Raw genomic sequence first — 22,570 nt, 5'->3', positions numbered from 1 at the left:
ACACCTCGTGTGCAGGTCCGTCGCATTGACTGGGTGATGCGGTTGGGTTATCGAGGCGGCACTGTCGCGCAGGCGACACACTGCTTCGCGAGCACGTCGGTCGGATCGACCACGTTCACGCGCGCGCCGTTCGCGCCGATCACATACGGCTCGCGAATCAGCAGCGGCAGTTCCGTGCAGCCGAGAACGATCACTTCGACGCCGTCGGCGATAAGCCCGTCGATCGCCGCGGCGAGGTCTTGCTGGCACCGCCCCGCCGTAAATCCGGCCTTCACGCCTTCCTTGCCGTAGATCGCGTCCATCACGCGCGCCTGCAGCGCGGGTGCCGGGACGACCTGCCGCAAGCCGTGCGATTCGAGCGCCTTTTCGTAGACGCCGCTCGCGAGCGTGCCGGAAGTCGCAAGCACGCCGACCGAGCGCAGCGCGGGAAACGACTCGCGCAGATAACGCACCGTCACCGTCAGCATATTGACGATCGGCACGCCGAGATAAGGCTGTATCCGCTCGACGAAGGCATGCGCCGTATTGCACGGGATCGCGATCAGATCCGCGCCGCCCGTTTCGAGTTTCTTGCAGGTCGCATAGAGCGAGATGGTCGGGTCGGGTCCATCGCCGATCAGATTCTCCGTGCGATCCGGGATCTGCGGGTTCTGCTCGACGAGCAGCTTGATGTGGTCCTGATCGCGCCGCGCGGGCGTCGCGCGCACGATCTTGTGAATGAAATCGACGGTGGCCGCCGGACCCACGCCGCCCACCACGCCGACCTTGAAGATCGTCTCGGGCGTGTGGTACTGGCCGGACACCACGTACTGCGCATAAGCCAGATTCGAATCGACGAGCGGCACGCGAAACGCACCGAGTTCGTCCGCGACCAGCGCGATCTCGGTGAGCCCTGGCACGATGACGTTGGCGCCCTGTTCGATCAGGTCCTCGCACGCCGCCCGCAGCAACTCGGCCGGACGGCCACGCAGATTGCCGCTCTTCACGCCATCCTCGCCATAAACGGCCTCGGTGACGAAATCGATGCCTTCGCCGTTGCGCGGGTGGATCACTTCGAACTCGGGCGCCGCGAAGTACTGCTCGAACAGGCGCCTGCGCCGCGTATGCGCCGACGCGAGCACGCCCACGCGGCGCACCGCGGGAAATCTTCTGCGCACGTGGCTGCGCACCGCATCGATCATGTCGACGATCTGCAGCGGCGAATTGGCTTTCAGCTCGTCGATGAACGTGTGACTCAGGAAGCACGGCAGCACGACCGTCGTCACGCCGCGCTGCTCGAAGCTGCTGATCAGATCGAAGACGTACAGCTTGCGCTGCGTCAACGTCTCGCTATCGGCATCGGCGCTGCGAAACGGCTGCTGCTCGAAGATCGCATCGAAGTGCTCGGCGTCGCGCGTGGCCGGTGTCGATTTGATCAGTTTGAAGAACACGTCCGCGCTCGCGAGCGGGCCGAGCCCGCCCACCACGCCGAACTTGCGCGCGCTCGTGGCAGCCGTTGCGTCCATGCCGCTCATTTCGTCTCGCCTTCGAGCTGGCCGAACGAAGCCGTCGGCATCGCCGTGCTGCGTTCCTGCCGCGTCACGCGCTGGCCCTCCCACTTCGCGATGGCTGCCGTCGCGATGCTGTTGCCGATCACGTTGGTCGCCGTGCGCCCCATGTCGAGAATCTGGTCGATCGCGAGCACCAGCACGACGCCCGATGGCGGCAAATGGAACATCGGCGCCACGGCCGCGACGACCACCACCGAGCCGCGCGCGACACCCGCCATTCCTTTGCTGCTCACCATCAGCACGAGCAGCATCACGATCTGCGTGCCGATCGGCATGTCGATGCCGAACGCCTGCGCGATGAAGATCGCGGCGAAGGCCTGATACATCATCGAGCCGTCGAGATTGAACGCATAGCCGAGCGGCAACGTGAAGCCGACCACTTTCTTGTCGACGCCGAATTCCTCCAGCTTCTCCGTCAGGCGCGGATACGCCGCCTCGCTGCTCGCGGTGGAGAATGCCAGCATCGCGGGTTCGCGGATCGCCTTGAGCAAGGCCCAGACCGGCTTGCCGAGAAACGCGTAGCCGGCAAGGATCAGCGCCGCCCACAGCAGCGCGAGCCCCGTATAGAAGCTGGCGACGAGCTTGCCGTACGTCGTCAGCACGTCGAGGCCATGCACCGTGATCGCCGATGCCAGCGCGCCGAACACACCGACGGGCGCGAGACGCATCACATAGTCGGTCAGTTTCAGCATGGTGGGCACGAGCCCTTCGACGCCCGCGATCAGCGGCGCGACGCGCGGGTCGGACTTGATCACGCTGAGCACGATGCCGAACATCACCGAGAAGACGAGGATCTGCAGGATGTCGTTGCGCGCCATCGCATCCACGATGCTGGTGGGGAACGCGTGTGTGACGAAGTCCTTGAAGTTCAGGCTCGACGTGTTGAGGCCGGTGGCCACGTCAGCGCTCGTCTGGGTCATGTGCAAGCCCGCGCCCGGTTGCAGCAGGTTCGCGAGCACGAGGCCGAGCGCGAGCGAGAACAGCGACGCGCACAGGAACCACGCGATCGAGCGCAGACCGATGCGGCGCACGTCGCTCGTGCCTTCCATGCCAGCGAGACCTGACACGAGCGTGGCGAACACGAGCGGCGCGATGATCATCTTCACGAGCCGCAGGAAGATATCGGTGACGATCGAAAAGTAGCCGGCGATCTCCTTCGCCTGCGCGGCATCGGCCGCCGTGCGATGGCAGACATAACCGACGGCCACGCCGAGCAGCATGCCGGCGAGGATGTAGAGGGTAAGCCGATTCTTCATGTGTCTCCGTCCTGAGATTATTTGTGACTGGACGGAATTCTAGAGACGGCAGAAAAGACGTGAATGCTAGTGTTGCATACGGCTATGCAAGTTTCGCATAACGCGGGATAACCCTATCAGCGCTATTCGGCTGACCCCGACGAGGCCCGCAGATGCCGCCACAGCGTATCGAGCAGTTCAGTGCGGTTCGTGAGGTCGCGATACACGCGCAACTCCAGCTCCAGTTGCCATTCGGAGCGGCCGGCGGCGACAAGCTGGCCACTGTCGAGTTCGGCGGCGATCGAGCTCTTCGGCAGCCAGGCGACACCCTCGCCTTCCAGCACGAGCTTCTTCACGACCTCGGCCATGTCGGATTCATAGTGAAGATGCAAGGCGGGCGACGCTTTGCTCTGCTCCATCAGCAACGCGAAGCAGCGCCCAAAGTAGCTCGTCTCCGTATAAGCGATGAACGGCATCGGATGTTCGATCACGCCGGGCAGACGGTACACGTGCGCAAGCCGCTGATTGGGCCTGCATACCGGCATGAAAGTATCGACGCCCACGGTCACGCATTCGTACCTGGTCGGATCGAGATGCAACGGCAGCTGCGGATGGTGATAAGCGAACATCAGCTCGCAGTTGCCGTTGACCAGCATCAGTATCGAATCGTGCACGTTCGCCGGAATCACGCGCGCGCGCACTTCGCCGACATGCTTCGACAGCGTGCGCAGCCACGCGGGCAGGAAGTTGAGCGCGATCGTGTGGCCGGCTGCGATCTGCAGGCTCGTGCCGGCGATGCGCTGTTCGGTGCGAATGATGGCGCGCGTGTCGAACAGCTTGTCGAGGATGTCTTCGGCCGCGTCACGAAACAGTTGCCCTGCCGGGGTCAGGGTCGGCGGAAAGCCGCTGCGATCGACGAGATCGGCGCCGACCCATTGTTCGAGCGATTGAATCCGTCTGCTGAAACCCGATTGCGTGACGTTGCGAAACTCCGCCGCCCGGGAAAAGCTCTGATAGCGGGCGAGCGCGATGAAGTCTTCGATCCACTTGATTTCCATCAGCCATCGGTCTCCGGTCCGGCGACGAATGGACTCGCCGCCGCGCCCGCAATTCTACGCCTGGCCGTGCCGCACGCTGAGTATCGGACCGGCGTCAAACCGCCATGCACAGGTACTTGATCACGAGGTAATCATCGATCCCGTAGTGCGAGCCCTCCCTGCCGAGACCCGACTGCTTCACGCCGTCAAACGGCGCGATTTCGTTGGAAATCAGGCCGGTATTGATGCCCACCATTCCATATTCGAGGTGCTCCGCCACGCGCGAGATGCGGCCGATATCGCGCCCTGGCGCGCCAGGTGCAGCAGGCAACGGGAGAAACCGTGAAAGTGGTGCGGCCAGCAGAGGGACCGTCTCAATCGCTTAACAGAACGCCATATCCCGGCGACTTCGCAGAGATGTTCAGCTTCCTCAGGCAGTACCACAACAGCGCGGAATTGCTGCTGATCACCGGGCGTCCGATTTCCGTCTCGATCGAAGCGATCACGCTGCTCACCCGAATGCCCGCGCAACTGATCAGCAATGCGTCAAAATCGCCCGGTAGTCGCGTCGCGATGTCGGACCAGACCTCGGGCTGCACCGTGCCCTGCTCGAAAGGCGTGCGGCACGCGCGGCTCGCTTCGGCGACGACACTCAGCCCGCGTTGCTCGAAAAATGCCTGCTCCGCCGCGACGACGCGTTCGCCGTAAGCCGTCACGAGTCCCAGCTTGTTCGCCCCCAGCGCGTCGCACGCGGCGAGCACGGCCTCGATCGTCGTGACCGCCGCGATGTTCGTCGCTGCCGTCACCCGTGCATTGATCGCGTCAGGGCCGTTCACGACGCCTGCGGCCGTGCAATTCGTCGCGATCAGGTCGACCTTCGCGTCGGCGAGCAGTTGCGCGTGCTGTTCGATGTCGTCGATCAACGTGCGATCGGATTCGATCGACGTGTCGCGAAACGGCAAACGCGTCGTGACGAATTGCACGCCGTCGGGCGCCATCGCCTGAATCTCGAAGTCGCACAGTCCACCCGACGGGTACAGATGCCCGATACGCGCGAGATGACCGAACCCGATGCTCATGTTTGCCCCTTGCGAATCGCGTTAGTCGAAGAAGGTCGTGCGCGCCGCCATCGGATGATGGATGTTGCTGCCCTCGAACGGCGGAAATCGTTCGAAGTCCTGCCGCATCGCGTGGCGCACCGGCGAGTGCATCGCCTCGGTGATCGCCCGTGCGCTGTCGAACATCAGCTTGTTGCGCTGCATGTAGTGCACGCGCGTCCATGGCATCGCGTCGAGCCAGTCGATGCGCGTGAAAATCTCGATCTCGCGCACGCCCGGAAAGTCGAACATGATCTGCGGATGATGCGTGAGGTAGTAGTTGATCCACTCGTCGAAGTCGAGCGCGTGGCCCGGGTAGTGCACGAGGAACTGGCATGGCAGGCTGCCTGCTGGCACGCGCGCGTCGGCATCGGCCACCGGAAACGGACGGCGCAGCATCGCCTGCTGCTCCACGCGGCATCCGGCGAGGCTCGCGAAATTGGCCGCGGCGAGCGCCTGCAAATGGCCGCCTGCCGCGATCGGCGCTTCGAGATCGAACACCGAGTCGTAGTCGAGTTGCATCGCGAAGATCGGCGACGCGCCGTCCCGCGTGTAGTAATCGTCGGCGGATTCCGGCGTGTAAAGGCGGGAGCGGCGCAGCGCGGGCGTCGAGTTGACGATCGCGGCGATGCGTTCGAGGTCGTCGGCGCTGATGCATGCCGCCGGGTCCGGATGCACCCAGGTCACGAGGTAAGAGAACTGCATGATTCGAAATGCCTCCTTGCGTGCCGAAGCGTTCACAACGCGAGCAGAATGGTTTGAATGCGTTCGCGCCGTTGCGCGAAATCGGCTCGCGAATCGCCATCGAACGTGAGTGCGAGCATCAACGCAATGCGCAACTTGTGCGGCGCGAGATCGCCGCCCGCGACTACGCCGTCGCGTGCCAGAAACGCCTGAGGCGGCACCACGCCACGCGCCGCGCGGCTCGACTGCACGACCACGACACCGGCCTCAACCGCCTTTCGATATGCGGCCGCCTCGGCTGCTGCCGGCCGTCCCGGCACCAGTCCCGCGCTGATGATGCCGGCGCTGCCTGCCGCGACCAGCGCGTCGATCGTCACACCGTCGGCACCCGCATACGAGATCGCGATATCGACGCGCGGCAGCGCGAATGGCGCATCCGCTTCCAGCAGCGCTCGTGAGAACCATGCGGATTCGCTACCGCGACGCGTTGCAATCGCACCGCGCCGCCACGCAACACGCGCGTCGGGCTCGATGCGCGCGAGCGGACCGTAGCCCGGCGACTCGAACGCGTTCAGTTCGAAACTGGCCGCCTTGGTCACGTCGCGCGGCGAGAACAGCCAGCCGTCCATCGCGACCAGCACGCCGTGTGCCGCGCTCAGCGGATCGCGCGCTGCCGCAATCGCGCCGCGCAGGTTCGCGAGCACGTCGCTGCCCGCGGTGTTTGCGGGCCTCTGCGCTCCCGTGACGATCACCGGCCGCGCGATGTCGAGCACGAGTTGCAGGAACCACGCGGTTTCTTCGAGCGTCGCCGTTCCGTGGGTCACGATGAACCCTGTGATGGACGGATCGGCGAGCGCCGTGTGCCGTATCAGCCGAGCAAGTTCCACCCAGTCCGCCGGCTGGATCGCCACGCTGCCGAGGCTGCGAAACGTGACGGGTAGCAGTTCGACGTCGGGCGCGAGCTCGCCGAGCGTCGCGAGCAGGGTGTCGATCGGATGCACGACGCCGCTTTCCGAATACTCGACCCAGTCGAACGGGCCACGCGCGTGCATCGCAAATGTGCCGCCCGTACCGATCACGGCGATTTTCGGCCCGCGCGCGGTTTTGGTTGCAGTCGATAAAAAGCTCATCGTCTCAGCGGCGAAGCCGAACGTAGAGATTGCCGCCGTCGATCCGGACCTCATGGCGCCGCGTATCGCGCACGATCGGCGCGGTCGTGCCCTTGCCCGTGCGCACGTCGACGAGGCCAGCGTGCAACGGACATTCGATCTCATGACCGTCGAGCAGGCCCTCGCTCAGCAACGCGTTGCCGTGCGTGCAGATATCGTCGAGCGCATGGATTTCGCCGGCGACGCGAAACAAGCCGACCTTCACGGCGTCGATCGTCACGCCCAGACAATCGTTACCGTCAAAACACCGATCGAGCTCGCCGACCAGACGCCACGCGTCGGCGGCCATCGATAGCGCCGGCGCCCCGCCGCTCGCGAGCGCCGCCTCAGGCGCGTGCGCAGGCGCGCGAACCGTGCGCCCGCATATCGAGGCAATAGGAATGACCTTCATAGCGCATAGTCCTTTTGCAGATTGATCACGTCATGACGCTGCATCGCGCCGATCAGGTCCGCGACGCGCGCGAGACCGCGCTGCTCGCAGAACGCACGCAGCCCGTCGATCACGCGCGGCATCGCATTCGGCGTAATGAAGTTGGCGGTGCCGACCTGGACCGCTGCGCAGCCCGCGAGCATGAACTCGATCGCGTCTTCCGCCGTGCTGATGCCGCCGCAGCCGATCACGGGAATCTCGACGGCCTCGGCGCACTGGTGGGCCATGCGCAGCAGAATCGGCCTGGTCGCGGCGCCGGTCAGGCCACCCATCACGTTCGCGACGCGCGGCCTGAAGGTCCGCACGTCGATCGCCATCGCCAGAATCGCGTTGCAGCACACGAGTGCATCGGCGCCGGCGGCTTGCGCGGCGAGCGCGACTTCGACCAGGTTGCCGGCGTTCGGCGTCATCTTGACCCACACGGGGACGCGGGTGCTCGACTTCATCGCGCGCACGACCTGATACGTCGCCTCGGGGTCCATGCCGAACGCCTTGCCGTTCTTTTTCAGGTTCGGACACGACACGTTCGCCTCGATCGCCGCAATGCCGCTCGTACCGATGCGCCCCGCCAGCTCGCCGAACTCGGCCGCCGAATTCGCGGAGATGCTGCCCACGATCGGCGGCGTATAGCGCTGGTAGAACGGCACCGTCGTATTGATGTAATAGTCGGCGCCCTTGCTCGGAATGCCGATCGAAAACAGCGTCGCGTCCTTGAACTCGGCGACCCGCGGCGGCGGCACGCCTTCGCGAATGTCGGCGGTGATCGTCTTGGTGACGATCGCGCCGAGGCAATTGAGATCGAACACGCGCGCGTTGCCGTCCGCGAAAGTGCCGGACGCGGGCATGACGGGATTGGCGAGCGTGAGTCCGCCCACCTTGACGCTCAGATCTACCATGATGTCGTTTCCTGCAAATCGAACACGGGGCCCTCCCAGCACACGCGCCGGAAGGTCAGACGGTCGGAATCGGCATGCGCGCGGAATGGACGCACGCACGCATAGCACGAGCCGATTCCGCAACCCATGTGCTGCTCGATCGCGGTTTGTCCCGCCACGCCCCACGACTTGCCGAGCTTCTGGAGCAGCATCAGAAGCCGGTTCGAGCCGCAGGTGGACAGGAAGTCGAACGGCGCTTCGGCGTGCAGCGCTTCGAGTTGCGCTTCGACGCGCGCGGGATCGCTGCTGCCGTCTTCGTCGGTGACGATATGAACCGTCGCGCCCGCCACGCGCAAACGCTCGGCGGACATCACCACGGACTGGCTGCGCGCGCTTAGCACGGCGCTCACGCACGCGCCCCGCGCGGTGGCATGCGCCGCGAGTGGCGCGAGCGTCGCAAGGCCTACCCCGCGCGCCAGCAGCAAGACATGGCGCGTCTCTTCAGGCAATTCGAAGCCACGACCGAGCGGTCCGAGCGCATCGAGCGTGTCGCCTGGCCGCAACGTCGCCAGCCCTTGCGTGCCAATACCCTGCACCTTGTAGAGAAACTCGACGGTGTGCCGCAGCGGATCGGCACCGTAGACGCTCATCGGCCGGCGCAGAAACGAGGTGCCCGCGGCGCCCGGCGGGCAGGCGAGATGGAAGAACTGGCCCGGTTGCGCGAGCGCGGCGCCGATCGGCGCGGCGACGATCATGTGACGATACTCCGCGTTGACGGGTATGTTCTGCAGCACGCGGCACGCGTGCTCGGCGATATCGAGCGCGACAGTACCGCGGCAAGAATCCGTACGGGTCGCACAGGGCGACGCAATGACTTCTGTCATGACTGATTGTCCTCGGTGCGGTCGACGCGCTGCGCGTCGAGGTCCGCGAAATTGCTGGCGATCGGCAGCGGCCCATCCGCCAGGGTCATCATGTGGAGCGCTTCGAATTTCATGTAACTGATCAACCAGAGGCCGCTCGCCGCGTCGCGCCGGTAGTGTTCGGTCGTGACCGCGCCCAGCCACACCGCCCCTGCGCGCGTGTCCGCGTCCTCGCGCAGCGCCACCTGCATCAGCCGCCAGTTCGCCTGCGCCACGCCGCGCGCGACATCCACCTTGAGCGTCTCGCTGACGTAGTAGTGCATCGCGAAGCGCCACGGCGAGTCGAGAAACCAGCGCTCGATCGCTTCACGTCCGACGAGGTCGCCGCCGAAGCCGTTGCCGCCCGCCCAGACGGCGTCGCCGGTGAAGCAGGCCGCTTGCTGGCGTGCGATGTCCGCGAGCGCTTCGCGGTCGAGCTTGCGGTAGTCGCCACCGTACTTCGCGTCGGCGAGCGCGCCGTAGTGCGCCTTGAGCGCGCGAATCGCTTCGATCGCTTCGAGCCGTTCGACGCGTGCCGCGAGCGCTGCCATCTGCGCGCCGCTGTATGTGTGCGTGTCGTTGCGGGTACGTGCGTCGGCCACTCCCATCGAGATCGCGCTCATGCGGCAAGCTCCTTGAGCGACGTGCCGGGGTCCGCGAGGCGCGCGACGTCCACGGGCATCGCGCTGGCGACAAGCTTTTCGAGGAAGCGCCGCTCACGGCCCGCGTTGACGAGCACACCCGCGACGATGCGACCGTCGCGCACGCTCAGCGCCGCGCAGGGTCCGGCGCCCGGTTCGCCGCGCAGCACGACCTCGTCGCGCGGATCGGGTTGGCCGACGACCTGGATGTTGTTGCCGAGCTGATCGGTCCACATCCATGGCGTTTCGCGATACCCCTGCGCGCGGCCGATCAGGGTCTGCGCGACCGCGAGCGCCTGGTTCTCGGCATTGCGCCACGTTTCCTGACGCAGACCACCGCGCTCTCTCTCGCCATCGAGCACATGTGCGACGTCGCCGACCGCGTAAAGCCACGGCGCATGCGGACTGCGGCAGGTTTCGTCGACGTCGACGCCCTGGCGTCCCGCGAGCCCCGTGCCCGCGAGAAACGCCGGCGCGCAATCGACGCCGATCGCGATCAGGATCGTGTCGGCGGCGACGTCGAAGGCTTCGCGTGATCGCGTTTGCGCGGTGTCGACGAGTTTGCAACGCACGACATAGCGCGTGCCGTCGGTGGCAAGTTGCGCCGCTTGCGCTGCGTCCGCGATCGACTCGACGGCGACCCCCAGTTCCACCCGCACGCCGCGCGCACGATGCTCGCGCAGCAGCCACTCGGACATCACGGGGGACAGGCAGCGGGAGAGCACGCGCTCGCCCGCTTCGAGCACCGTCACCGGCACGCCGAGCTCGAGCGCCGAAGACGCCACTTCCATGCCGATCACGCCTGCCCCGATGATGGCGAGGCCACGGCTCTCGCGCAGCGCGCGGCGCAGCGCGAGGCTATCGTCGACCGTGCGCAGCAGGTGTACGCCGGGCCGGTTCGCGCCGGGAATCGCGCCGTCGCGCGGCGCGCCGCCCGTCGCCACGACCAGGCGATCGAACCGCACCTGGGTGCCGCTCGCGAGTGTCAGCACGCGCTCAGTCGCATCGAGCGCGACCGCACGTTCGTGCAGGCGGTCGATGCGCGCATCGCGCAACGCCGACGGCTCCCAGAACGCTGCGGGCGCCAGAACGAGCGGCGACGCCGCGAGCGTCGGCTCGGTTTCGCTCGTCAGCCATTCCTTCGAGAGCGCGGGCCGCTCGTAGGGCGGATGACGCTCATCGCCTACGAGCGTGATGCGCCCCGCGAAGCCCAGCGACACGAGATGCTGCACGACGCGTCCGCCAGCATGGCCCGCGCCGACGACGACGATGTGCTTCACGTCATCCGGTTCAAATGGATCGTGCTTCATGATTGGATCTCACACACTGGTGCCGGCGCGATACAGCACGCCCTTGGCGCCGATGCACGTAAAGCGACGCGGCTCGCGCGGCGGAATCAGGATCGCCTCGCCCGCGACGAGCCGGTAATGTTCGCCGGCCGCATCGATTTCGAACTGGCCTTCGAGAATCGCGACGACTTCCTCGCCGCGCGCTCCCGCTGCCTCGTCACGCACTTCGCTCGGCTCGAACACCGCGAACTCCGTGCTCAACAGCGCGCCTTGCGCGCGCACCGTTTGGCTCGCCGCGTGCGGATCGCGCCAGCGCTCACCCGCCTGAACTGCCGTGCATTGCGCGATGTCGCCGGCCAGATTGTCAGCGCGATTATTCATTTGCGTCCCTCATCATCGATTGGCGAGCGGGTAATACGGCGTGTCGTCCTGCGCGCCATATTCCGCGCGCGGCGGCGACACCACGTTCAAGCGCATGCTCACGCCTTGCGCGCCGTAGCAGTTCTTGCCGTAGTGACTGAGGCCTGCGGGAATGATCATCGCGTCGCCTTGCGCGAGCGTGCGCTCGACGTCGGGCGTGTCCGGCCGCACCTCGAAGATCGAGCACGAACCGAGCACCTGCAGCGACGCTTCCTCGCCGTGATCGTGCGCCTTCGCGGGCAGATTCGTGCCCTCCTGCTCGACGAACTTGATCACCGCAACACTCATCGTCGCGCCGATCATCGTCTTCATGTACAGGCCGTTTTCGACCACGGTCTTCAGGCCGTGATCGATGCCAAACACGCGGCATTTCGCCATTTGCTGTCTCCTTCAGGTTCAGACCGGACGCACCGGCCGATCGCGTCAACGCTCAGGGCAGCGGACGCATGACAAAAGTCTCGTCGGCGCGAAAACGCGCGGACTCGTATCCGTCGATGACGGCCGGCTGGTTGTAAAACTCGATTGCAGGCGCGATCTCGGCCAGCGACAGCAGCAGGTACATCAAGGTCATCGCTTCGGGATGCTCGTCGAGCGTCGCGAGCGCGTAGCCGTTCAGATATGCGACGACGTCGTCGACCTGCGGCAGGATCGCGTCGCGAAACGCAAGAATGGCTTCCATGCCAACCGCATGGCGTTGCGAGTTGCGTGCGGTTTCGGTCTCGAGCGCCCAGATGTCGATGAACGGCGCGAGCGACTCGAAACCCGCGGGCAATGTGCGGGCGGCGGGCGCTTTTCTGCTGACGATATTGACCGGCTGGGTAGGCATTGCGGTGCTCATGTTCGATTCCTGGTTAAACCGTCGCATCGGCCGCGACGCCTTGCGCCAGCATCCGTTCGACGACGTGATACGCGTGGCGCACCAGCAGTTCGTTGTCCTGCAACACCATCACTTTTTTCGCGCCCGTTTCGGCCGCGCGTTGCGTGCGTTCGAGCGTGCTGAAGTCTTCGAGCAGCACGTCGCGCAGCGCGACTTTCATGTATTCGAGGAAGAAGCGGCCGCCGGGCGTCGTCATTTCGGGGTAGTACACGCGTGCGTCGACGAGCGTCTGGTTGTGCGAGATCGGACGGAAGTTGTACGCCTGGCAATAGTTCGGACGCAGCGAAACATAAAAGTCCGGGAACACGATGTTCATGTCGAACAGCCAGTTCGGGCTCCTGGTCCAGTTCACGCCTGACGGCAGCGCATCGAGCGCAAACGCGTGCTTCGCGCTGCCGATACCCGCGCGCAATGCCGCCGCCGCGATCGGGCGTTTATGTCCCTGCTCGGACAACGCGTTCTGCGCGGCGGCGCCGCCCTCGGTCACCGCCTTCGGGTTGCCATAGACGGACTTCTGGTTGCCCGCCAGCGAGAGCCGCCGATGAAATTCGCCGCACAGCGCGTCGAGCGGCGGCATGCTTTCGTTGTCGCTTTTGTCGATCGCGTCCGCGATCGAATTGCCGTGCACATAGGCGACGTGATACGCCTCCTGGAACGCGTCGAGCGCGAGCTTCCAGTTGCAGTTGACGACCGTTTGCCAGCCGAAGCCAGCGGTGAGCTTATCGAACGGATAGCCCTCGATGTCGCCGAACATCGGCCTCATGTAATCCGCGAGCGAGACCGGTGGATTCGGGTCCATGTTCACGAAGATGAAGCCTTGCCACACTTCGCACGCCACACGCGAGAGGCCGAACTGCTCGCGATCGAGACCGAAGAAGCACTTCTCGTCGGGCACACCCGTGAGTTTGCCGTCGAGGTCGTAGGCCCAGCCATGAAACTTGCAGAAGAATTTGCGGGTGTTGCCGCACTTGTCGTAGACGATCTCGTTCATGCGGTGCGCGCACACGTTGTGCATGGCGCGGATCTCGCCCTGACGATTGCGCACCACGATGATCGACGTGTCGCACACGGCGAGGTCCTTCACGAAGTAGTCGCCCGGCTTCGGAATCTCCTCCACCCGACCGACCTGCAGCCACGTCTTCTTGAAGATGTGTTGCTTCTCGCGCTGGTAGTACTCCGGCGAAATGTACGGCTCGACCGGGATCGGACCGGAGCCGAGTTCGGGATACCGGCCGGTCAGCGTGCCTGCAGGCGCGGGGACTTCGGGGGACAGCAAGGTCGTGGGCACGATAGCTTCACCTCAAAAACGAATGTCGTTTATTAATGAATAGTATTCTGTTTTGAAAAATTTTGATCGTCAAGTGTCTTTTGCTGATTTCGCGAAACGCGGGGGCATGTCCGCGCGAATCCGGACGGGAGCGATGTAATGAAACACGGGAAGCATGAGTTGATCGCGCAAGCCGCACGCAGCCTCTTTCAGCAGCAAGGCCGTATCGAAATGGAAGTCGCGGTCGGCAGCGTCCGACACGCACCGGCGTGGGCGTGGCGGCTTGATAGAATGCCCCGAACCGACCACCGCCCTTCCGATAGAGAGCCCTCAAGTGCCGCAAATCAAAAAAGCCGTCAAGCGGGAAGCCATTTTGACGGCCGCGTTCAACGCCTTCAGCGAAAAGGGTTATTCAGCGACGACGATGACCGAAATCGCCCGTCTCGCGGGCACCACGGTCGCCAATCTGTACGTGTACTTCGACTCCAAGCTCGTCATCCTTTATGAAATCTACGAGCCCTGGCTGATCGAGCAATTGCATCGGCTGCGCAGCGAAGTGGCGTTGCTCAACGGTCCGCGCAGGAAGATCGAGCGCATCCTGGTGGGCATCTGGGACGACATCCCGGCCGCCGACAACGCCTTTGCGAACTCGTTGATCGACGCACTCGCGAGCGCGCCCGCGGGTCTCGCGAAACCGAACAATCTGCTCGTATCGGTCGAGAATTTCCTCACGCAACTCCTCAAAGACGCGCTGCCCGCCGAGCGCGTCGCGGCCCTCGGCGGCGACCTGTTCGCTCACGTGATCTGGATGGCGTTCGACGGCTTCGTGATCAATCAGCGTATCGGCGATCACCGCGACATCCAGCGCATCACCGCGCTCATGACCACGCTGCTATTGGGTGAGGCGCCGCGACATGACGTAAGCTGAGCGGGCGACGCGGCCTCGACCCAGGATTTTCCCGAACCACGCCTAAATTTATTTTGAAATCTTTGACGCCTCGAAAATAGAATGTCATTCTGTATTCGAGCGCAGACAACAGCTTCCGCCTGCGCCGGGCGGGCAAGCCGCACAAAGCGCGGATAGACACGTGATCCGCGCTTTCGGCCACGAGGTCATCCACGAGGGACTGGCATCGTGCTTGCCTGATCTTTCCGGTAGTTCGTTCGAAAAAGTCATCCCATGGCGGCCATCTCCGAAAGTCCTCTCGCACTCGCACTCGACCCGCCCGCGCGCACCACGCGCCGCGTGCTGGCCCTTTGTTTCCTTACGATCGTGACCGAAGGCTATGACATCGGCGTCATGGGCACTATCGTTCCGTCGATGCTCGCCGACCCGGTGTGGAAGCTCACGCCGATCGAAGTCGGCGCGATGAGTAGCGCGGCGCTGTTCGGCACGCTGTTCGGCTCGTATTTCATCAGCGTTCTGACCGACCTGATGGGCCGCAAACGTCTGCTGATTGCGTGCGTGGCGCTGTTCTCGCTGTCGATGCTGGGCGCGGCCGTTGCGCCCACGCCGTTCATTTTCAGCGTGATGCGCTTCATCGGTGGACTCGGCCTCGGCGGCGTCATTTCCGCGGCGGCGGCGCTCACAGTCGAATACTCGCCGGGGCCCAAGCGCAACCTCAATTTCGCCATCATGTATTCGGGCTACGCGATCGGAGCGTTGGTTTCCGCTGTGATCGGGATGGCGTTTCTCGCGTCGCATGGCTGGCGCTTCGTCGTCGCGGTAGGCGCGTTGCCGCTGCTCGCCCTTCCCGTGCTGATCAAGCTGCTGCCCGAGTCGCTCGCCTATCTGATGGCGAGCGGCAAGCGACGCGAGGCCGATGAGCTCGCGCAACGGCTCGGCCTGTCGATCGCGTCGCTCGACAGCATTCCCGTCGAGGCGGTGGCCAAGCCTTCGCTGCGCGTCGTGTTCGGCGAGGTGTTCTCGCACGGCAACTGGTGGTCGACGCTTTGTCTGTGGCTCGCGCAAGTCGCCGCGGTACTCGTGATCTACGGGCTCGGCACCTGGCTGCCGCAACTGATGCGCAAGCTCGGCTATGACCTCGGCTCGAGCCTGTCGTTTCTGGCGGTCTTCATGCTTTCCTCGGCGATCGGCGGCGTTCTGATCGGCCGCGTCGGTGATCGGCTCGGCCCGCGCAAGACGATCGTCGGCGGCTACGTGATCGGCGCGCTCGCGATCTGCGGACTGACGGTGAGGGGCGGCGTGTTCACGAACTACGCGCTGGTGGCGCTCGCCGGGCTGGGCAGTATCGGGGTGGCGATGGTGCAGCTCGGCTATATCGCAAGCTTCTACCGGCCGTTCGCACGAGCGAGCGCGACGGGCTGGGCAGTCGGCATAGGCCGGATCGGCGCGATGGCGGGGCCGATGCTCGGCGCGTGGTTCGCCGCGTCGCATCTCGACGTGCGCCTGAATTTCATCGCCTTCGCCGCATCGGCCCTCGTCGCCGCGCTCGCCATCGCTCTGTGCAGGCCGCGCCACGCATGACACGCCGCAGAGCCGGTGCAAACCGGCCTGCGACCTGATCTCCTCCTTCTTCTTTTCCCCTACCTGCCATCGGCATGAGACCGTTACCTAATCCTTTCGCATCCGCAATCAGTACCCCTTATGTTTCGTTGAGTTGTCTGGTGTTGTGCATGGGTGTGACAGCATCGTCCGCACATGCGCAAAGCAGCGTCACGCTGTACGGCAGCATCGATGAAGGCGTTGGCTACGTGACCAATGCGAAGGGAAGTTCGCAAGTCGTCATGGGGCCGATCAGCGTGCCCGACCAGTTCGGCTTCAAAGGCTCGGAAGATCTAGGGGGTGGATCGAAAGCCGTATTCCAGCTGGAGAACGGTTTCTTCTCGAATACGGGCGCTTTCGCCACTTCGGGCGTACTGTTCAGCCGCAAGGCCTTCGTCGGGCTTTCCGACAACCGTTGGGGCACGCTCACACTCGGCAGGCAGTGGGATCTGACCGACGATGTGCTTCTGCCCAACGCGAACGGCGCTGTCCAGTACAACTACTTGCTGTACCGCCCCGCCAACATCGACAACGATGCGGTCACCCCAGTGAACAACACTGTGAAGTACGCAAGCAATCCGTGGCATGGAGTGTCGGCGCGCGCGATGTACGGCTTCACCGATCCTTCGACGGGACAGGGCCGCTATGTTGGCGGCGCGCTCCTCTACAAGTCCTCGGCGCTGCAACTGGGCGCGGTATACAGCGACACCCGCAACAAGTCGTACGCCTTCAATACGTCGCTTGGCTACGCCAGTTTCCTAGGACAGGACCTTACCGGCGGCACGCCATTCAAGGCGCGCAATACCGAGATCTTCGGTGTGGCCGGCACGTATATACCCAATCGCCAATGGGCGTTTCACGCTGTCGTCGATACGGTGAAAATCGCCAGCGATACGGATTCAACGCGTGCTACGACAACTGAGTTAGGCGTGGACTGGAACGTCACGCCATTCGACACCGTGCTGCTCGGCGGCTACCGCACGTGGTTCGACGGAAAGACCTACACGAGCGCCGGTCTCTCGAACCTGTATCACCTTTCGGTGCGCACCATGCTCTACGCCGAGCTGACCTATCAGCACGCGGGTGGCGGCGCGCAAGCGGCGCTGCTCTCGTTGTCGCCGTCGTCGCGCAGCGATCAGGCGTCGGTGCGCGTTGGCGTGCAGCACTTCTTCTGACTGAGCTTGCGACCGGTGCTTCGATCGACGACAGCAAGTCGCATATGGGTGCACCGGTAACGACCCAGGAGAACGGTTGCATCGCGATGCGACGGCACCGGCTTCCCACCCCATCAACGATCCCGTCACGCTGGCGAGCTTTCGGTGTTCAGCTTCGACACCGCACCCGTCTTCTCGTCGTAGCGGTAGCCTTGTTTCTCGAGTTGACCGCTGATCGTTTCGACGATCACCTGCTGCTGAATCTCCTTGCGCAGCAATTCATGCTCCGGCTTGAGCTGGGCCAGTTCAGCGGCAAGCCGGCGGCTCAATGTCGCTTCGCCTGCGCCGCGGGCAAGGACGACCACCATTTTTTCATTCGCCTGAGCCAGTTGCTGCTTCAGTGCGTTCGAGTAGTCGGACCATTTCCTGACGGTCTCCCGCGCTTCGGCAATTGCGGCGGCATGCGCGTCCGCGTCGCGCGTCATCTGCGCCTTCAATGCCTCGAGCTGCTGAGAGTCGGCACTGACCGGCGACGCCGACTCCAGGCCCGCGACGTTCTCGCTCGCCATCGCGCTTTCGGCCAGTTCGGCCGCGCGCTGCTGCTCCGCGTCGGCACGCTCCTGCGCTTCGGACAGGCTGGCCGAAAGTCTCGCGATTTCGGAGGCGCCCGCATCGCGCTCATCGGTCAGGCTGGCGATCCGCGTCTGGACATTCTGCAATTCAAGTGCGGCGGCATTCCGTTCAGCCTGCGCGCCCGCGACCTCTTCCTGGCGGGCCGCGTGCGCTTCCTGCTCGGCCTGCAGTTCCGCGCGAATCGCTTCGAGCTCGCTCTGAAGACGAGCGACCGCTTCGGAATGCGCCGCTTCCAGCGCCGCACGCTCCGTTTCGTCGGCCGGCGTTTCGACGACTGACCCAGCCGACTCGTTCGCCACCTCGCCCTCGCCCACGGCGTCGGTCTCCTCGTGCGAAACCGCTCCGCGCTCCGCGGACAGTTCCGCGCTCTGCAGTTCCGCTTCGAGGAGCGAAACGCGCTCTGCAAGTTCCTGCGCGCGCTTCTCCGCCGCGTCGGTCCGTTGCACCGCGAGCGCAATGTCCTCTTCGAGCCCGGCTACTGCGTCGACTTTCTCGTCGTAGGCGCTCGTCATCTTATCCAGTTGGACTTGCAGCGCATCGAGTTCCTGGACGGTGGCTTGCAGTTCCGCGAGCGCGTCGTCGCGCTCGTTGCTGGCGTCGTCGACACGCTGGCGCATCGCTGCGAGGCGTCGCGCCACTGCGCGTTCAGCTTCATCCTGCGCTGAGCTCCACAGCCGGTCGAGCGCATCGCGCATGGTGTCGGTCACGGTTTCCGGCAACGCAGGACGTTCGACGACCTGCGGCACCCGCGGGGCGCGCGTTTCACGCCACTTGCGCAATGCCGCTGCCACCGCGACCACCGAGCCTGTATGGACTTCGGACCAGATGGCTACCGGAGACACCTTCTCGCCCTCTTCGGCCATCCGGTTTGCGATTTCAGCGACGAGCTCGTCCGTGATCGTAATGTTGCTTGACATGCCTGCCTCGACAAAGTGCACTTGGTGACGAATACCGTTTCGTCGTTCGGGAGGCGGCCCCGCGCTGGGACTCGCCTCGCATACCTACGAATTGTCGAGCACTTCCCCGGCGGTCAATCGTTCGAAAAGCCGAGGTTACGGGGAGGTATTCATCGGATTGCGCCATCAAAGGTCCGGCACACATGCATTCAGAGCATTCCCGCGATCCGATCCGCGTGATTCGACGAACGCACGAGCGGCCCCGACGCCACTTCCATGAACCCCATCTTCAAACCTTCGTCGCGTAGCATGTCGAAAGTCGCGGGCGGCACGTATCGCCGCACCGCCATGTGAAACCGCGACGGCGCGAGATACTGGCCGATTGTCAGCACGTCGACGTCGTGGGCACGCAGATCGCGCATTGCCGCGTGCAGATCCCTCCCATGATCATGAATGTCGTGGTGCGCTGCGCGAAACACTCGCCGATGTTCGGACACATCGCCTCCTCGCAGACCGAATGCAAGCTGTGCTCGCGCAGAACCGCCGCCATGCCCGCGACGGTTTCGCCGGGCTCACCGCCCCGGGCGCGTCGCAGCCCTCCGCGGCGCGGCCGGCCGGTTCGCAGCGCCGCGTTTCCGCTTGGTGCGTGCAGAAATTTGCGCCAGGGTGTGCGGGATGACGTGGTGCACCAGATACGCCGCGGTCCGCAACGTGGCTCGAGCCGCCCGGGCCTCGTGGCCGCGGGGGAGTCGACGAGTGCGTCCAGGCTGCGCGTGCAGGGGGGCGGGCGACCCGCCCCCTTACAGCAGGCTGGCGGGATTGATGAAGACCTCGGGTCCGGTCTCGGTCGTCTTGAGCTTGCCGGTCCACTTGCCCGACTTCACCGTTGGCTCGCACTTGAGCTTGGCCGCGAACGTCTGCTTCACGTCGCCGACGGCGTCGCCGGTGGCGACATAAGAGACGCCGCCTACCGCATAGGCCGTGTGTACGAGCCAGGCATTGCCGATGAGGCGCAGCGCGACGTTGACGTACTTCATCCAGATCGCGCTCACTTCCAGGTGGTCGAGCAGGTCCTGCATGCTAGTGAAGCGCAACCCAAAGTCGCGCTTGGCCGCCATGCGGTAGTGTGGGTAGTTCTCCCGGCCCTCTTCGTCCATCCCATGCAGGATGTCGCGCGTGCGCTCCCAGGTGCGCCCGCTCTGCTTTGCGCTCGCACTGCGGGTGATGCGCCGGCTGTTGACGAAGTCCTCGATCGCCTGCACGGCATCGCTCTCGACCAGCTTCGTCGCGTTCTTGCTGCGATAGAAGCTGACGCCGGCCAGCCCGTAGGGCGGCCTCACGACGACATCGATGTAGTCGAAGGGCTGCCACTGGGTGGCGTTCCCAGCCGTGGTCTCCGCGTAGCGGTATTTCATCAGCGGATCCGCCTTGGCACGGGCTAGCGTGATGGCCGCCATTTCCACCTCGGGCGAAAGGAAGGCGCCGACCGAATTGGCCTTCGCGTAGCGGATCTTGCCGCGCTCCCTGAGCGGCAGACTTTCCTTCCTGCGGTACTTCTCGACCGCGTCCTTCACGCCCATCGGGTCTTCGGGCTGGTCCGGCGTGCGGCCGGTCACCAGGCGGATGAGCTGGGATTCCCACCCGGTCTGCGGACCATGCCGCGGGATTGAATGGAACGCGGACTCGTCGGGTTCGGACGCCTGCTCCTTCAGCAGCGTCTCGTGCTCGGGCCAGGCCTTGCCGCGCGTGGCGAACAGGTTCGAGACGTTGTTCCACTCCTGCTCGGACAGGACCGAACGGAACGCCGCGGAGTCCGAGAGCTTGACCTTGGGCACGGGCATGTCTGTCTCCTTGGCGTTGGGCGAGACGGCAGGATGCGCGCGACCCGCCAGCGAGGCAAGGCCGCTGTAAGCGCCTCGCGAAGGCATCTTGACGGAGGTCCGACCTGCGCCAAGCGAGCGCTGGCTGGCATACCTGTCGAAGCAAAGCATACCCTCGTCGCCGTTCATGGCAAGCAAATTTGAATGTCGATTCGGCGCGGTGATCCGCAAGAACCTATATGAAGGACGCGGCTTGCGGTTGCGCGTCCCCGAAGAGCTTACTGACGTCGCGGCCAACTCGAGAAATGTTGGGATTCTTTTGGACCGCATCGTCGCTCAGTGGCCTGTGGTTGCGACATGTTCGCAATGCGGACTCCTTGCAATCATCGACGACGCAGGCGGCAAGATCAGTTTCTACACGTCCGTACCGTAGTGGTCAGGGCAATCATATCGACGGTATACGGTTCGCGATCTTGCCGGCTCCTCGTTCGGGCCGGCTTCATTGCCGCTCCACCGCCGCTTCGCACCGCGCGCCGCGTCTTCGCTTGGACAGCGGCGCCGCATCGCCGTTTGCCTACCATTGCCCGCAGGCGTCCGGCATGGAGCCGGCGTGCCGTGCGATCCGGCCGGCACGCAATCGAACTGATCGGCAAACGGTGAATCTCATGGGTCTCCTCGACAAAGCAGTGCACGGCGTTTTCAAGGACATCGGCGAGGCCGTCGAAGGCGTCGCCAAGGGCGTGGGCAAGATGGTCGAAGGCGGCGCGGAACTCGCCGCCGGCGCGTTGACGCTGAACCCGAAGGAAATGGCGGCGGGCGGCAAGAACCTCGTGACCGGCGGCATCAAGACGGCGTCGTGCGCGGTCGAGCTGACGCCGGAAGGACTCGAATCGAGCGCGGCCAACAATCTGCTCGATGGCGCGCTCGAAGAGTGCGGCATCAAGAGCGGGAAGGACGAGGAGGAAGGCGATGACGACGGCATCAGCCTCGAAGACCTCGCCGGCACGAAGGAGTTCTGCGAGAAGCTGCCCGCGGGGATGAAGCCGGGCTTCCTGAAGGTCTGACGCGACGGCCCACGCGATGCAGACGTCCACCCTTTCCGGCGCAGCGCCGCTTGCCGAGGCGCTCGTCGACGCGCTCCGCGCGAACCGCCTCGACGACGCGCAGACGTTGCTCGACACGCTCAACACCGACTATCCGCACACGCGCAAGCTGCTGATTTTCCCGGTGCTGATCGCGATCCAGCGCGGCCACGCGCGCGACGCGTGGCAACTCGTCAACGGACTGCCCGACGACGAGTGCCCGCATCTAAAGGCGCTTTGCCTGCGACGGTTGAACGATCCGGGTTGGCACCGCTATGCCGAAGCCGGACGCGACCACCCCAGTCCGCACGTGCGCCGCGCAATGCGCAATCTGCTCGGCTGCTCTGAAGCCGACGACATTCACGCGCTGCTGCGATGAAGCATCTGCGGCTCGCCCCGCGCGTCGACCTCGGCGTCTACTACGACGCCGACGCGAGCCGCTATACACGGCCCGGCGACGCGCACGCACTGAGCATCGTGACGCGCGAATACTTCATCGCGCGCTATCGCGACTGTCCGTCGATCGGTTTCGAATACGACGGCGATCCGATCGGCGGCATCGTGTTCGACGGCGAAGCCGCGCATATCGCTGTGCTGCCGGCGTGGCACCGGCGCTGGGCGCTGCTCTTGCGCCCGGCGCTCGAATGGCTGTTCGCGCTCAAGGCTGAGATGCTGGTCGAGGTCGCGGCGGACAACGCGGTGTGCCTCGAATTCATGCGTCGCAACGGCTGGCCCGTGGTCGGCACGCGAGACGGACGCATCGTTCATCGGCTGTCGAAGCAGCCGCGCCGGCGTCGTCGGCATCCGATCGCCGATGCCGATTCGCACGTGGCGTCGTCGCGCGGCTAAGCTCACGCGGTCCGCGTAACGCTGCGCTTTTGACGCGTCGTTCGTCATGCCGCGTCCGTCGCGTCCACGCGGGGTCTTTTCTTTTTCCCGCCCTTTCCCTCTCTCGCTGCAGCGCGATGCAACGCGCGCGTGTCTCGTTCGATGACCGATACGTGAT

The 22,570-nt window shown here is 64.7% G+C and carries 24 protein-coding genes and 2 pseudogenes; 7 read left to right on the top strand and 19 right to left on the bottom strand.

Features of this window, described 5'->3' with window-relative positions; genetic code table 11:
- Positions 1 to 47: 47 nt before the first annotated feature.
- The 16 genes and pseudogenes from cuyB to OKW45_RS39075 form a co-directional block, all read right to left on the bottom strand.
- Positions 48 to 1,514 carry a cysteate racemase gene (gene cuyB, locus OKW45_RS39150; RefSeq protein ID WP_429473970.1) on the bottom strand — a complete coding sequence of 489 codons (1,467 nt, stop codon included), beginning with the start codon at positions 1,512 to 1,514 and terminating at the stop codon, positions 48 to 50.
- On the bottom strand, positions 1,511 to 2,806 hold the full coding sequence (locus tag OKW45_RS39145; RefSeq protein WP_429473969.1) for a dicarboxylate/amino acid:cation symporter: 1,296 nt from the start codon (positions 2,804 to 2,806) through the stop codon (positions 1,511 to 1,513). The genes cuyB and OKW45_RS39145 overlap by 4 nt, the downstream gene beginning before the upstream one ends.
- 122 nt (positions 2,807 to 2,928) lie before the next feature.
- Entirely contained in the window at positions 2,929 to 3,843 is a 915-nt protein-coding gene (locus tag OKW45_RS39140) for a LysR substrate-binding domain-containing protein (RefSeq protein ID WP_090811571.1), read from the bottom strand.
- 94 nt (positions 3,844 to 3,937) lie between these two features.
- Positions 3,938 to 4,126: pseudogene (locus OKW45_RS39135) on the bottom strand (aldehyde dehydrogenase family protein); the annotation flags it as partial.
- 70 nt (positions 4,127 to 4,196) lie between these two features.
- The gene (locus OKW45_RS39130) at positions 4,197 to 4,901 is read right to left on the bottom strand and encodes a maleate cis-trans isomerase family protein (protein WP_429473968.1); all 705 of its coding nucleotides are present in this window, start codon (positions 4,899 to 4,901) and stop codon (positions 4,197 to 4,199) included.
- A gap of 21 nt (positions 4,902 to 4,922) precedes the next feature.
- On the bottom strand, positions 4,923 to 5,624 hold the full coding sequence (locus tag OKW45_RS39125) for a hypothetical protein (RefSeq protein WP_429473967.1): 702 nt from the start codon (positions 5,622 to 5,624) through the stop codon (positions 4,923 to 4,925).
- 32 nt (positions 5,625 to 5,656) lie between these two features.
- Positions 5,657 to 6,733, bottom strand: a complete 1,077-nt coding sequence (locus OKW45_RS39120) for an asparaginase (RefSeq protein WP_429473966.1) — start codon at positions 6,731 to 6,733, stop codon at positions 5,657 to 5,659.
- A 4-nt stretch (positions 6,734 to 6,737) separates the two neighbouring features.
- The gene (locus OKW45_RS39115) at positions 6,738 to 7,163 is read right to left on the bottom strand and encodes a non-heme iron oxygenase ferredoxin subunit (RefSeq protein ID WP_429473965.1); all 426 of its coding nucleotides are present in this window, start codon (positions 7,161 to 7,163) and stop codon (positions 6,738 to 6,740) included.
- A complete protein-coding gene (locus OKW45_RS39110; RefSeq protein WP_018422043.1) occupies positions 7,160 to 8,098 on the bottom strand; it encodes a dihydroorotate dehydrogenase in 939 nt (312 codons plus the stop codon). The genes OKW45_RS39115 and OKW45_RS39110 overlap by 4 nt, the downstream gene beginning before the upstream one ends.
- A complete protein-coding gene (locus OKW45_RS39105) occupies positions 8,092 to 8,961 on the bottom strand; it encodes a dihydroorotate dehydrogenase electron transfer subunit (protein WP_018422044.1) in 870 nt (289 codons plus the stop codon). Before OKW45_RS39105 ends, OKW45_RS39110 begins: the two co-directional genes overlap by 7 nt.
- Complete coding sequence (locus OKW45_RS39100) at positions 8,958 to 9,602, bottom strand: nuclear transport factor 2 family protein (protein WP_429473964.1); 645 nt, start codon at positions 9,600 to 9,602, stop codon at positions 8,958 to 8,960. The genes OKW45_RS39105 and OKW45_RS39100 overlap by 4 nt, the downstream gene beginning before the upstream one ends.
- Complete coding sequence (locus OKW45_RS39095; RefSeq protein WP_429473963.1) at positions 9,599 to 10,930, bottom strand: NAD(P)/FAD-dependent oxidoreductase; 1,332 nt, start codon at positions 10,928 to 10,930, stop codon at positions 9,599 to 9,601. The genes OKW45_RS39100 and OKW45_RS39095 overlap by 4 nt, the downstream gene beginning before the upstream one ends.
- A 9-nt stretch (positions 10,931 to 10,939) precedes the next feature.
- A complete protein-coding gene (locus tag OKW45_RS39090; protein WP_018422047.1) occupies positions 10,940 to 11,290 on the bottom strand; it encodes a cupin domain-containing protein in 351 nt (116 codons plus the stop codon).
- A gap of 12 nt (positions 11,291 to 11,302) precedes the next feature.
- A complete protein-coding gene (locus OKW45_RS39085) occupies positions 11,303 to 11,707 on the bottom strand; it encodes a cupin domain-containing protein (protein WP_018422048.1) in 405 nt (134 codons plus the stop codon).
- Between the two features lie 52 nt (positions 11,708 to 11,759).
- The gene (locus OKW45_RS39080) at positions 11,760 to 12,167 is read right to left on the bottom strand and encodes a hypothetical protein (RefSeq protein ID WP_429473962.1); all 408 of its coding nucleotides are present in this window, start codon (positions 12,165 to 12,167) and stop codon (positions 11,760 to 11,762) included.
- A gap of 13 nt (positions 12,168 to 12,180) precedes the next feature.
- Positions 12,181 to 13,494 (bottom strand): aromatic ring-hydroxylating oxygenase subunit alpha, encoded by a 1,314-nt coding sequence (locus OKW45_RS39075; RefSeq protein ID WP_429473961.1) that lies wholly within the window; start codon positions 13,492 to 13,494, stop codon positions 12,181 to 12,183.
- 313 nt (positions 13,495 to 13,807) lie between these two features.
- On the opposite strand from OKW45_RS39075, the gene OKW45_RS39070 reads away from it, so the two are divergent.
- The 3 genes from OKW45_RS39070 (at position 13,808) to OKW45_RS39060 (ending at position 17,154) form a co-directional block, all read left to right on the top strand.
- On the top strand, positions 13,808 to 14,401 hold the full coding sequence (locus OKW45_RS39070; RefSeq protein ID WP_429473960.1) for a TetR/AcrR family transcriptional regulator: 594 nt from the start codon (positions 13,808 to 13,810) through the stop codon (positions 14,399 to 14,401).
- Between the two features lie 252 nt (positions 14,402 to 14,653).
- On the top strand, positions 14,654 to 15,961 hold the full coding sequence (locus OKW45_RS39065; protein WP_429473959.1) for an MFS transporter: 1,308 nt from the start codon (positions 14,654 to 14,656) through the stop codon (positions 15,959 to 15,961).
- A gap of 149 nt (positions 15,962 to 16,110) precedes the next feature.
- Positions 16,111 to 17,154 carry a porin gene (locus OKW45_RS39060; RefSeq protein WP_429473958.1) on the top strand — a complete coding sequence of 348 codons (1,044 nt, stop codon included), beginning with the start codon at positions 16,111 to 16,113 and terminating at the stop codon, positions 17,152 to 17,154.
- 125 nt (positions 17,155 to 17,279) lie between these two features.
- Here the strand turns inward: OKW45_RS39060 and OKW45_RS39055 are convergent, their stop codons facing one another.
- From OKW45_RS39055 to OKW45_RS39045, 3 genes and pseudogenes are all read right to left on the bottom strand, one after another.
- On the bottom strand, positions 17,280 to 18,683 hold the full coding sequence (locus OKW45_RS39055) for a DNA-binding protein (RefSeq protein WP_429473957.1): 1,404 nt from the start codon (positions 18,681 to 18,683) through the stop codon (positions 17,280 to 17,282).
- 188 nt (positions 18,684 to 18,871) lie between these two features.
- Positions 18,872 to 19,227: pseudogene (locus OKW45_RS39050) on the bottom strand (lipoyl synthase); the annotation flags it as partial.
- 235 nt (positions 19,228 to 19,462) lie between these two features.
- Positions 19,463 to 20,503 (bottom strand): hypothetical protein, encoded by a 1,041-nt coding sequence (locus OKW45_RS39045; RefSeq protein ID WP_018422056.1) that lies wholly within the window; start codon positions 20,501 to 20,503, stop codon positions 19,463 to 19,465.
- 166 nt (positions 20,504 to 20,669) lie between these two features.
- On the opposite strand from OKW45_RS39045, the gene OKW45_RS39040 reads away from it, so the two are divergent.
- The 4 genes from OKW45_RS39040 to OKW45_RS39025 all read left to right on the top strand — a co-directional run bounded on the left by OKW45_RS39040 (position 20,670) and on the right by OKW45_RS39025 (position 22,413).
- Positions 20,670 to 20,915: a hypothetical protein gene (locus OKW45_RS39040; protein WP_429473956.1), complete on the top strand. Its 246-nt coding sequence runs from the start codon at positions 20,670 to 20,672 to the stop codon at positions 20,913 to 20,915.
- 232 nt (positions 20,916 to 21,147) lie between these two features.
- Entirely contained in the window at positions 21,148 to 21,546 is a 399-nt protein-coding gene (locus OKW45_RS39035; protein WP_429473955.1) for a hypothetical protein, read from the top strand.
- 16 nt (positions 21,547 to 21,562) lie between these two features.
- Positions 21,563 to 21,943 carry an HrpB1 family type III secretion system apparatus protein gene (locus OKW45_RS39030; RefSeq protein ID WP_429473954.1) on the top strand — a complete coding sequence of 127 codons (381 nt, stop codon included), beginning with the start codon at positions 21,563 to 21,565 and terminating at the stop codon, positions 21,941 to 21,943.
- Entirely contained in the window at positions 21,940 to 22,413 is a 474-nt protein-coding gene (locus OKW45_RS39025) for a GNAT family N-acetyltransferase (RefSeq protein ID WP_429473953.1), read from the top strand. The genes OKW45_RS39030 and OKW45_RS39025 overlap by 4 nt, the downstream gene beginning before the upstream one ends.
- Positions 22,414 to 22,570 lie beyond the last annotated feature (157 nt).

This window comes from Paraburkholderia lebeckiae (assembly GCF_050436225.1).
GTDB lineage: Bacteria > Pseudomonadota > Gammaproteobacteria > Burkholderiales > Burkholderiaceae > Paraburkholderia > Paraburkholderia tuberum.
The sequence above is the reverse complement of the archived record's forward strand: the minus strand, read 5'-3'. Positions and strand labels throughout refer to the sequence as shown.